Raw genomic sequence first — 11,830 nt, 5'->3', positions numbered from 1 at the left:
AGCCGGTACTTTTCCCATAGGGTTTATAGCTAAAAACTGCTCGTCGTTGTTGTATATAAGGTGCTCATTAAATGGCAGCTCTTTGTGTAAAAGTACATGCTTAACCAAGTTGTAATAGTTACTAGCTGCGAAGCCGTGCAAAGTAATCATAATGTAGCCTTTGGTTTTAAGCTTTAACTATTGGCGTTAAATAAATTAAAGCGTGTAGATAAGTTAAGATTATTATTACTTGTTTTAATTTGCTTATATATAGGGGAAAATGCGAATCACTTTTGCCTTTAAGGCAATAATAAGGTTTGTTTAACCCTGAGGTAGCATGGATCAACTAAAAGCCATACGGTATTTTATAAAAGTAGTCGAAACAGGCAGTTTTACTAAAGCTGCAAAAGCGTTTGGTGTGCCGCCTTCGTCGTTGTCGCGCCGAGTAGCCGATTTAGAAAAAAGCTTAGGCGCTACGCTTTTAAAACGCTCAACACGTATTGTTAAGCTTACCGAAGTTGGGCATATTTACTACAACGATATGCAGCAAATTTTGGGGCAACTGGCGCAGAGCCAAGAAACAGTGCGCAGTTACCAAGCTACACCCATGGGGCGATTATCAATTAGTTGTATGGTTGGCTTTGGCGACAAAATTTTAATGCCGCTACTTGATGAATTTAGTGTTTTGTATCCCGAAATTATACTAGATGTAAGCCTAAGCGATGAGCTTTCTACCCTTGGGCGTGACGACGTTGATATAGCCATTCGTGGAGGGTATGCACCTAACGAGCGCGTGTTAGCAATTAAGCTTATGGATAATGGCTTTATACCAGTTGCATCGCCTGGCTATTTACAAAAATACGGTATGCCTAAAAGTGCTATGGAATTACAGCAGCACCGTGGCCTATATTTTAAAACACCCTCGGGGCCTACGCCGTGGTTATGTAAAATAGATGAACAATGGCACGACGTATCAGCGCCTACCGTCGCTATTTCAAATAATGGGAATTGGCTGGCTAAAAAAGCCTGCAACGGAGAAGGGATTTTAATGTCGACTCGGTGGGCGCTTAAATCCTACCTTGAAACGGGTGAGTTGCAAGAGCTTAAGTTTGAGCATGAGTTAGCAATAACGCAAAACACCAATATGGCCGTTTATCTGTTGTACCAAAAGCAGCGCTATTTAGTGCCAAAGGTAAAAGCGGCGGTCGACTTTTTAGTGCAAAGGATAAAAGAAACAGATGAAAGTAATAAGCGAGCAGAATAGCGCTTAAAAGTTGAGTGGGTTGTAAATAAACCGAGTGGTGAATGGTCGGATGGCGCTGCGCTTATCCGACCTACGCTTATCCGGTTTTGATTTATGTCATTTATGCTTATTAAATTTATTAATGGGTTGTTTGTATAAATAATAGGTAAAAAACCTCTCCTTAAACTAAAGATTCTTATGCTGTGTCCGATAGATTACTTAATAGGGTTTAGCGATTAAGGATAATCATGGTCAACAGTACTCTTGGCAACCACGCCAATTTAAGCGCTTTACTGGCTCAATCAGTTAATAATACTAACCAAAGCTCTGTGAGTCCTTCGCTACATACCAGTAGCGACCTTCAAGCTATTAATGCTTTAAACACTAACGCACCTAAAATAACCGACGAACTGCTTAGCCAGTTAAATAACGATACTACTGACGAAGCACTGGCTAGTAATCAAAAAGTTGAGGATGTTTTACAGCAGCAATTAATCTCACTATTTACAATATCGAGTACACCAAGCCTTAATAACTATAAACCCTCCAATGAAGAACTTGCCCTGCGCACCGTAATTACTTCTCAGCATGAGGGGTTATTAAAAAACGAAAACAGTACCCAATTAATTGAGCGGTTAAATACGTCCGTTAAAAATATTCAGGGTGCTTATGCTAATACAAGCGATATTTTGTCAAACTTGGGGCAGCTTGGGCATGAGCAAAAAACCTTTTTAGCCTCAAGTCAGCAACGTGTTGAGCGCACGCTTAATCCGTACATGGAAAGCCTTAATCGCTCAAAATACGGGGATGACGATAACAACTTGTTTGAACTCTCGGTAAAAACTAAAGAAGGTGATGTTATAAACATTACCTTTAACTCATCGCAAGGTTATGACGAAGAAACCGGTGAAGCGATAGATGGCTTTGGTATAAGTTACGAAGTAAATGGCGATTTATCTGAGGCTGAACATGCGGCTTTAACGCAGGTTATGTCGGGTGTTGGTGAAATGGCCGATGAGTTTTTTAAAGTGAGTGAGAATTCATTTAATCCTATTATAGTGCCAAACCAAACAGACATGAGTTTAGACTTTTTAGCAGGCTTTAATAGTCAGCAGCTAGCGGGTTTTAATGTGTCGTTTTCAACAACGCAAAACGATGGGCTTGATTCTGGTGAGGACACACTTGATTTAAGTTACTCCATTGATGAAGCATCAAACCAGCAAGCACTTGTGTTTAAAGCCGAGAGTGGGAAAAACGACATTGATTTTGCACTCGATATGTCAACCATTGGCGCTAAAGACACGCAGCAAATGCAGCAGTATTTAGCGTCGCTTGATCAAAGCCTAGAAGATAGTCGAGTAAACAGTACCGAGGATAGTAAAGACTCGGCATTTGGTCGTAAGGGCGACGAGACAATGCAACAAGGTTTTGCATTGTTTAAAGGCGCTTTTACGAGTATGTCGTCGGCGGCTGAACGTTATAGTAATTTGGAGTCACTTGCAGATCAGCAATTTAATGACGGGCGCGCCATGGTTGCCGATTTAGTTAATAACATGATTACAAACGATGCCCGTTACCAAGGGCTAGATGATAAAGCGCCAAATACATTAGGGGCGGGTATTTCTAAGCTCGCTGATTTTGATGCTACATTTTCTTATGCGCTTGATAACGGCGACTATCAACCTAAAAGTACAATTGAGCTAAGCCAAGCGACTGAACAAGCCCAATTAGGGGAACTTAGCGGTGTAACGCAAAGTAAAAATGTAAGTAGCCACTTTGATTATCAATACAGTCGCCCTGATTATTACGACAAAGAAGAGAATTATAACGTAAACACCGCCGTTAAAAATAAAGAACTTGTGGGGCTCGAACAGTCGCATGAGGTTGATGTTGATACAAAAATGTTTGAGTATAATCCACAAACAAATCAATACGAGCTGCAAATGGCGATGCAAGAACAAACCATTAGCAAAAGTGACATTCGCTTAATTGACGATATTTGGCTCGAAGAAAACGAAAATAGCTACTCTATGCATAAAAAAGAGCGCGATGAGAGTGATGACAAGCAAGACGATTTTATAGAAACGAACCGCCACTCGCATACTAAGCTTGTAACCTTAATTGGTGATTTAGATAAGCTAGCTGAGAATAAAGACGTAAGGCGAGAATATTTAACTAACTTATCGCAAGTTAACTTTTTTATGGATAAAAAGTAACGCCTGAGAGCTGTTCACTCCACACTCAATATTGGGTATAGTCGTTTAATACCTAATTTAATACTTAATTAAATACCCAATTAAAGAGTACCTCATGTTTAAACAATTAATTTTATTGTGTGCTTTAAGCATGCCGCTTGTAAGCTTCGCTGATACGGCGCCATTTTCGGGCGAGATAAGTACGCAGGCATTGTTAAGCGACTACGATAAATTTAACGAGCAATACAAAGCGTTTACACCAACCGAGCAAGATATAGCCCTAATGCAAAAGCTAGAAGGCAAGGAGCTAATTGTATTATTTGGCACCTGGTGCCACGACAGTGAGCGCGAAGTGCCAAAGCTTATTAAGTTGCTAGGTGCGGCAAAAGTAAAACTTGCCAGTATTGACTACGTGGCCGTGGGTTACAACAAACGCGATGATGCCGGAATAGCACAGGCTCACGACTTACAATACACACCTACGTTTGTTGTTAAACAAAATGGCAAAGAGTTAGTACGTGTAGTTGAAAAGCCAACGGGTACGTTAGCGCAAGATTTAACACAGGGTTTGTAAATAGAGCTTGTACGTATTTGGGGTTAACGATTTAGCAAATAGGTTTATAAGTTAGTTGTTGGGCTGCTATGAGTAGTCTCCTGATACTTTAATGTGTGAAGTCAAGATTTGATTTCTTTGGTTTTTCTCGATTAAATAAATTCTCGGTTATAGAGTGGTCTAAACGATTGTAATCCTCTGTATCTATGTGTAAGTTAATAATAATTAAGTTATTAAAGTTCGTATCTTGGTAATTCTAATAATTGACAGATTGAGTATTCTCGGTAATACACTACTAGATTTACTTCAAATTTGGATTAAGTATGGATGGCATAAGAATACAAGATTATTGGTCTCAAGAAGTCAATGCACTCATTGCTACCTATAGGCAGTTTGAAACACTAATCCCATCAGACAAACATAAGGGGGCTACTCATCATGCCGAAGATGGTCGTTTTATTGAGGACCTAATTCAGGAATTTTTTTCAAAATACTTACCTAAGGGATTAGAGGTATTAACTGGTTTTATTCTACGACCAGCAGTCAAAACTGGAGTTAGTGGAAGAGAGCGGCGAAATGATTCTGACGAACACTCATCTCAACTAGATATAATCGTATATGACTCAGAACGTTACCCCGTTTTTCAGAGGTTTGGTAATAGTGTCATAGTCCCGCCTGAGGGCGTTATTGCAATTCTATCAGTAAAAAAACATCTAAATGACGGTGATATCAAAAAAGAATGTGAATCACTTTGGGCCGCATCAAAACTTTGTAGAACACAGAGCACTAATCACTTAAGTGATAAAGTACGTGGCCCATACCTTGCGTTAATATCTATGGGTTCAAAAATTAATAAAAAGAAGACTGACAATCTAGAATGGATTTTTAAAAAGCTAACAGAGGCTTACTTAAAAGATGAAATGCCCAAGTTTGATGATCTAGTCGGATATATTGGCTCGTTAAGTGAGTGGAGTATATTTAAGAGAAGACCTCAAGGAAAAATGCTAAATAAAGCTGAATTTGTAAACCTCATACACAAAGATGGAGAATCTCATTTTGGGCTGCAATTTATATTAACCGGAGTTCTCTCTGTATTTTATGACGAAACAAGAAGAAACATTCGTCGCCCTGGGTTTACAGCATTCCCATCCGGTCGAAATCATGACGGATTAATGGGTGAGATCGAGTGTGACGGTGAAAGGTAACTCCAATAAGCTCTTCTATCGGACTCGTCAATACCTTTCTTTTTGTGCAAAAACTCGTACAAAAAAACATGCATAGCTCGATGTATAACAAGGTATTAGATGATCGAACTGCCCAAAATATATAGAAGTAATAGAATTTGATGGAAAATTAAAATGGAAAATAATAGTGTTTTTATAGAGCAAGCTGAATATATACAACCTGCAGACTTTATTGAGTGGTCTAGTGATCACCCCAATGAAGACGTCATAATTAAAAGATTGACACAATCAGGAGCCAAGCTTCTGACAGGACCTCGTGGATGTGGAAAAACTACTCTTATGCTCAAGGCGTACAATAAGCTCTCAAAAAAAGGTCAAAGTGGAGCTTTTCCTGTATACGTTAATTTTAAGTCTTCTCTTAAGTTAGAACCGGTATATAAAAGCAAGGCCAATGGTGGTTTCTGGTTTTCGCAGTGGATGTATTTGAAAATATATGAAGGTATCTATAGCAGCTTTCAAGATATGGGATATCAAGATAAATTAGATATTAAGGTTAAATTAGATACTGCAAAAAAAGTTCTAGGACTGCTAGAGCTTGGTGAAATAGCTAAAGCAGAAAAAGAAAAAATAGAATTAACTACATACGATTTAGAAGAAGATATAGGCTGTGTAATGTCTCTAACTGGGAAACCTAGGTGTGTACTTCTTCTAGATGATGCCGCTCATGCATTTTCACCAGAGCAGCAACATGATTTTTTTGAGTTTTTTAGAAAAATTAAGAGTCGTAGGGTTTCACCAAAAGCAGCAATATACCCAGGGGTTACAAACTTCCCTCCAACTTTTAATGTTGGTCACGATGCGGAAGAAATTAATGCATGGGTTAATCCAGAAGGCGATAATTACATGTGGTTCATGACCACAATGCTGTCTAGGAGATTGCCTAAAGCAGTTTATGAAAGGTTAAGTAAAGAAGACTCTTTATTAACAATAATGTGCTATTCAGCATTTGGAATACCGAGAATTTTGTTAAACATGGTAAGAAGCTTCTACTCGGAAGAAGAAGTCGATGGCTCTGTTGAATATCAAATTTCTTTTAACCGAACCAAATTGATGGCTCAGGTTAAAGATAGTAATAAAAGAGCGCTTGCTGTGTATACCTCGCTCGAAAAGAAGCTTCCTACATATATCAACTATGTTGAAGAAGGTGATGTGGTAATTGGCAAGATTATTGATTTAATTAAAACTTATAATAAAGACAAAAAGATCGATAGAAAAAGCATATCCATTGCCATAAAAAAGGAATTGAGTTCAGATTTGAAGAAAATTCTAGGATTTTTTCAATATGCTGGTTTGGCTAGTCATAAAGGTCAGGTAAGTAGAGGAGAGAAAGGCGTATTTGAAATCTACATTATTAACTTGGCCGCTCTCGTCGATAATAATGCAATACTAGCTACTAAAGCAGCCAAAACAGACGATATTTCAACTGCACTTAAAAGTAGAAATGCTCATGAATTCACAAGAACTAAATCTGATTATTTAGTGCCTGAAACTGATGAACCGCTAAAGCTTAAAATGCCTGCGTGTCAAAGTTGTGGTGAAGAGAGGAGTAGTGACGAAGCTAGGTTCTGTTCTAATTGTGGTGCACCATTAAAAACGGCTTCAATTTATGAAGAGTTAGTTAACGAAAGCATTGACGTATTGCCATTAACGCCTTCAAGAATAAATTCCATTAAGTCGAAATCAGGAATTAAGCTTGTACGTGATATTTTACACGACATAGGACACAAGGAGATTCGTACTGTTCCGCAGATTGGTAGCTTCTGGGCAACTAAAATTTATCAGCTAGCTGAGGAGTATATTTCCTAATGACTGACTGGAAGAAATCTGTTAGTGCGTGTGCATCCACAGTTACGATTGGTGATATATCTAATTATATAAATCCTTCTGCAGTGGCAAGTTCACCAATTGATAATTTTTATATTGAAAGAAATAAGCTTTTAAGTTCTATAAGTCCAAATTATGCAACCTTAAACCCATCAATACCACCACTTGTTTTAGTTGGTTTGATTTCTTTAACAGAAAACTACTTCCGTGAAATTTTGGCTGGTATTGTCAAAATATGCCCCAAGGCTAAGCAAAAAAGTGCAACAAAGAGCTTAAACTTGGCTACAGCGTGGATTGGTTTTGGTGAAATGGAAAAGGGAGCATTTGAAAATACTTCATTTTCTGATCCTAAAGCAGTAAAGAAGAGTCTAAATGAATTAATTGGTGTGAATGTGACCAATATTAATCAAATTGCTGCACCTTTAGAAGAGTTCGGAAAACTATGTGAATTAAGGCATGCAATTGTACATAGTGCTGGACTGCTGGCAGGAAAGAATGCTATTAAATTGGAGTTACCAAGTTCTCGGAATTCTTTGAGGATAAAAGTTGGTTATTCCGAGCTTCAAGAGTCTGCAGAGGTGTGTTCTTCTTTAGTGTGTGCAGTAAATTTAGAGTTATTTGTAAATATGGCTAATAAATGGTTAAACGAGTGGCCAAGAACCCCTGCTTACCGAGATCAAAATTTAAATATCCTATTTAAAAAAATTTGGGGTTTGTTTTATTCTGAGTTTGACGAAAGGAATGGGTTGATCAGTGAATCTCTAACGCAAATTAAGGCTCGAAACTTAATTGTTAAAACTAATGCAGCATAATCTAACAAACTTGTTTAACCGGGCTTGAATTCCGCTTCGCTTAAAATTAACCACGAATGCGAGGTTTGCAAAGCTATTTAAAATTGTTGAACATAAGTAGATTAACCTAAATAGGCCAATCTACTTGATAACCTAACCAAGTTGGGCGTTTTTATTTTTCATTGCTATGTCATTTACTGCTGTACATAGCTTTTGGATAAAACGCGCAATTTGCTTTTGTATATTAAAATGGCGTTCACCAGAGGAGCTACTCACACGCCAGCTATAATCTTAATTTCATATATTATACTTCACCTACTCCTAGTTTATATACTACTTACTGGACTTCCCAGCTTTCACTAAACAGGCTTTTTTCGAACGCTTGCGCTGCATGCGAAGACGGTCTGTCTTTATAATGCAGTTGATAAAGAGGCCGAGAGAGTTGCTCGTTATTTTTTTGGCTCAGGCGTGTTAATTTGCCTAGCTGTACTAAATCTTCTGTGACTACGTTTGGCAATAAGGCAACGCCCATACCTTGCGCAACAGCCCTTGCTATTGCCTCGTTGCTGCCTAATTGCATACTTTGCTCTGTTTGTACGCCATGTTGGGCTAATAACTTTACCGACATTTCTAACGTGCCAGAACCTGGTTCGCGTAATAACCAAAACTGCTTATTTAACCATGCTTTTAAGTTTTTAGTGGGCTTAACGTTACTCGGTATAACGACACTCATTAAATCGTTTTGCCAGTGCTTACTAATAATATGCGGCTCGGTAGGTGTGCCTTCAACCAGTGCTAAATCGATAGTGCACTCTAGCAATGCGTGCTCAATTTGCGCAGTATTAGCCACTTGTACTTCTACTTTTATATGTGGGTACTGCGCGCAAAATTTAGCTAAATAAGGCGGTAGCCAATAACTGGCAATGGTGGTGCTGGTGCCAATAACGAGTGTGCCGCGCTTGAGCCCCGTGCGCGATTTTATATCGTCAACGGCGGCTTTTTCGATAGCAAAAATACTACGTGCGTGATCGTATAGGGCTTGGCCGCCTTCGCTTAAGGTGAGTTTTTTACCTTTAGATGCACGTTCAATAAGTTGTATGTTTAGTTGATACTCAAGCTCTTTTAAAGCCTTTGATACCGCAGGCTGGCTTATAAAAAGCGCTTCGGCTGCGCCTGAAAAGCTACCTAATTTAGCCACTGTATAAAATACCCGAAGTGCATGTAAGTTCATTGTATAACCCTAAATTGCATAACTCTTAACTGTATAACTTTAAGTTATCAAATCATGATTTTAATATATTGGAGTTATATTTTGAGCTTTCTTACAATTAAGTCAACACATCAACATTGTTTAATTGAGGGAATATTATGCTTAGCGCTATTAAAAATGGGTTTCAGCCTTTGGGTATTAATACTAAGCAGTACAGTGATACGCGCTGGTGGTTAGGTATGCTGCTAGTGGTTATTTTAGCGGGGGCATCTGTTGCATTAAGTAAGTTACAAATAATGCAAACTGCGCAATTTAGCTCACTCACTATTGGTATTGTGCTTGGCATTATTGTGGGTAACAGTGTGTTTTCGCGCATAGCTACGCGTACCGATGTGGGGGTTGATTATGCTAAAAGTATATTGCTTAAAGCGGGCGTTGTGTTGTTTGGTTTTAGAATAACCTTTGCGCAAGTAGCGGGCGTGGGCTGGTATGGCTTACTAACCGACGTTGTTATGCTTGTTGGAACGTTTATATTAGCAGTGCAGCTAGGTAAGCGCGTATTTAAGCTCGATGAGCAAACAACTACATTAATAGGTGCGGGTAGCTCTATTTGTGGCGCCGCAGCGGTAATGGCAACTGAGTCCGTTATAAAAGCACAGGCGCATAAAGTATCAGTAGCGGTGGCAACGGTGGTGGTGTTTGGCACGTTAAGTATGTTTACCTACCCAATAATGTTTGATTATATGGGGTTGAGCGAGCACGCGTACGGCATTTTTGTTGGCTCAACTATTCATGAAGTTGCGCAAGTAGTTGCAGCAGGTACCGCGGTAAGCGCCAATGCAGCCGACACCGCCGTGATAGAAAAAATGCTACGCGTAATGATGCTTGCACCATTTTTAGTGGGCTTATCGTTTTGGCAAAGTAAAAAGCATGCAAAAGCAAACAACAACAGGCACAGCAGCGAGCAAAAAGCGGGTATTACAATCCCTTGGTTTGCAGTGCTATTTATAGTGGCAAGTGGCGTGCATTCGTTATCGGTTATTCCTCAAGGTACTACAAACGCCATTGTATGGTTTGACAATATATTGCTCACCATTGCCATGGTCGCACTTGGGCTGCGTACACATGTTAGTGCTATTCGCCAAGCGGGTATAAAACCACTGTTATTAGCAGGCTGTTTATTTTTGTTTTTAACCTTAGGTGGCTTTGCCGTTAATGTAGGCATTGTGCAGCTGTTTTAAATATAACCTGATAGAGGTTGATTGGCTTATATAGGCCAATCAACTTCGTTTAAGCTATCCAACTGCGCGCTGGTATTTTTATTACCTTGCCATTTATTAGTGTAAGTGACATTTGGATCAAACTGCACCGTTTGCTTTTGTATATTAAAGTGACGACCGCCACGAGGGTCAACCCCTACACCGGCTATGTACTGCCAGTTGCCCCAGTTAGCCGCTACGTCGTAATCAATCAATTGCTGTTCAAAATAAGCCGCGCCGTATCGCCAATCAAGGCCAAGCTCGTTCACTAAACAGCTTGCTGCAATTTGCCGTGCTCGGTTTGAAATGTAACCCGTAGTGTTTAGCTCTTCCATAATGGCATTTACAAGTGGGTAAGGCGTTGTGCCATTACACCATGCTGCAAAACGTGTAGGTGAAAAAGTAGTGAGTGGTTTAGTCTGTTTTTGGCCTTTAAAGCTAAACAGGCTGCTACCTGCTTTAAGTGCATGCCATTTAAAATACTCTCGCCATAGCAATTCAAATTTAATCCAGTAAGTAGACTCGTTTGCCGTGTTGCTTTGCTCGTAATTTTCTACGGCTTTATACACTTGTTTTGCACTTATACAGCCAAAGGCAAGCCAAGTACTAAATTTGGTTGTGTTGTTAAAGCCATCCAGCTCGTTGCGAGTCGTTTTATAAGTACTTGGCATTACGCCTGCAAAATACTGCTTTAAATGTGCTTGCGCGCTGTTAAGCCCGCCATGCATTACACCTTTATTTGTTATACGTTCTAGAGGTTTTTTAGCGCATAAGGTTATTGGTTGAGGGAGCAAACCGTTTGGCAAAGTAGAAGGTGTAATGGGGCTATTAGCGGCCTCTACCTTTTTACGAAACGGGGTAAAGTGTTTAGGTAATTCGCTTAAATCAAAGGGGAGGTCGCTTTGTTTATAGAGCGTGTCTTGCTGCGTTCCTGTAAATTGTGTATTTGGGCAATGTGCTTTGAGTAAGTTTATTTGACGTTGCTCGTACAGGCCAAATTGCTCACTGTATACCACTTCATCAATATTTTGCTGATTTATACGCGCTTTTAAAAGCGATACGGGTTCGCCCTCAAGCACATGCAGGGTTTGACCGCGCTCAATAAGTGTTTGTTGCAGTTCGTACAAGCTTTGCATTAAAAACTGCTGTTTGTGTATGCCGTAAGGTTTTTGTTGGTAGTTATTATTTTTAAACCAGTGCGGGTTTATAACAAATACAATATCAAGCACGCATTGCTGGGTAGCAAGTTCGCTTAAAATAGTGTTGTCGGTTAGGCGTAAATCGTTTTGTAGCCAATATAAAATGCGTTTTCTCATAGGTTTGCTCAGGTTTTTAAACTCTAAAGCTTTACGAAGCAAAAGCGGGTGAGGATTGATTTTCACTTGTATTTAATTAAGAAAGGATGAGCAAGTGTAACTTGCTCATATAGGTTTACTTAGAAGATTGAGTTGCTTGGCGTATGTTTTCAGATATATAGGCAATTAACCTCAGATCTGCATAAGAATTAAAGCCGAGTCACTTTTATACTCGGC

10 protein-coding genes are annotated in these 11,830 nt (G+C 39.3%); 7 read left to right on the top strand and 3 right to left on the bottom strand.

Annotated features, from left to right (window positions below; all coding sequences use genetic code 11):
* Positions 1-150: glutathione S-transferase N-terminal domain-containing protein (locus CWC17_RS18720; RefSeq protein ID WP_171042113.1), on the bottom strand; the 150-nt coding region annotated here is incomplete at its 3' end.
* A gap of 166 nt (positions 151-316) precedes the next feature.
* Here CWC17_RS18720 and CWC17_RS18715 point away from each other — a divergent pair.
* The 6 genes from CWC17_RS18715 to CWC17_RS18690 all read left to right on the top strand — a co-directional run bounded on the left by CWC17_RS18715 (position 317) and on the right by CWC17_RS18690 (position 7,850).
* Complete coding sequence (locus CWC17_RS18715) at positions 317-1,243, top strand: LysR family transcriptional regulator (protein ID WP_138614612.1); 927 nt, start codon at positions 317-319, stop codon at positions 1,241-1,243.
* Positions 1,244-1,470: 227 nt separating this feature from the next.
* On the top strand, positions 1,471-3,438 hold the full coding sequence (locus CWC17_RS18710; protein WP_138614610.1) for a hypothetical protein: 1,968 nt from the start codon (positions 1,471-1,473) through the stop codon (positions 3,436-3,438).
* A gap of 94 nt (positions 3,439-3,532) precedes the next feature.
* Entirely contained in the window at positions 3,533-3,991 is a 459-nt protein-coding gene (locus CWC17_RS18705; protein ID WP_138614608.1) for a thioredoxin family protein, read from the top strand.
* A gap of 302 nt (positions 3,992-4,293) precedes the next feature.
* The gene (locus tag CWC17_RS18700) at positions 4,294-5,175 is read left to right on the top strand and encodes a DUF6602 domain-containing protein (RefSeq protein ID WP_138614606.1); all 882 of its coding nucleotides are present in this window, start codon (positions 4,294-4,296) and stop codon (positions 5,173-5,175) included.
* A gap of 153 nt (positions 5,176-5,328) precedes the next feature.
* On the top strand, positions 5,329-7,020 hold the full coding sequence (locus CWC17_RS18695; protein WP_138614604.1) for a zinc ribbon domain-containing protein: 1,692 nt from the start codon (positions 5,329-5,331) through the stop codon (positions 7,018-7,020).
* On the top strand, positions 7,020-7,850 hold the full coding sequence (locus CWC17_RS18690; RefSeq protein WP_138614602.1) for a hypothetical protein: 831 nt from the start codon (positions 7,020-7,022) through the stop codon (positions 7,848-7,850). The genes CWC17_RS18695 and CWC17_RS18690 overlap by 1 nt, the downstream gene beginning before the upstream one ends.
* Before the next feature lie 316 nt (positions 7,851-8,166).
* Here CWC17_RS18690 and CWC17_RS18685 read toward each other — a convergent pair whose 3' ends face one another.
* The gene (locus CWC17_RS18685; RefSeq protein ID WP_138614600.1) at positions 8,167-9,060 is read right to left on the bottom strand and encodes a LysR family transcriptional regulator; all 894 of its coding nucleotides are present in this window, start codon (positions 9,058-9,060) and stop codon (positions 8,167-8,169) included.
* Positions 9,061-9,197: 137 nt separating this feature from the next.
* Here CWC17_RS18685 and CWC17_RS18680 point away from each other — a divergent pair, with 137 nt between their 5' ends.
* The gene (locus CWC17_RS18680) at positions 9,198-10,280 is read left to right on the top strand and encodes a YeiH family protein (protein ID WP_138614598.1); all 1,083 of its coding nucleotides are present in this window, start codon (positions 9,198-9,200) and stop codon (positions 10,278-10,280) included.
* Positions 10,281-10,306: 26 nt separating this feature from the next.
* On the opposite strand, the gene CWC17_RS18675 is transcribed toward CWC17_RS18680, so the two are convergent.
* A complete protein-coding gene (locus CWC17_RS18675) occupies positions 10,307-11,614 on the bottom strand; it encodes a DASH family cryptochrome (RefSeq protein ID WP_138614596.1) in 1,308 nt (435 codons plus the stop codon).
* Positions 11,615-11,830 lie beyond the last annotated feature (216 nt).

This window comes from Pseudoalteromonas sp. S3785 (assembly GCF_005887365.1).
In the GTDB taxonomy this organism is placed as follows: Bacteria; Pseudomonadota; Gammaproteobacteria; order Enterobacterales; family Alteromonadaceae; genus Pseudoalteromonas.
The sequence above is the reverse complement of the archived record's forward strand: the minus strand, read 5'-3'. Positions and strand labels throughout refer to the sequence as shown.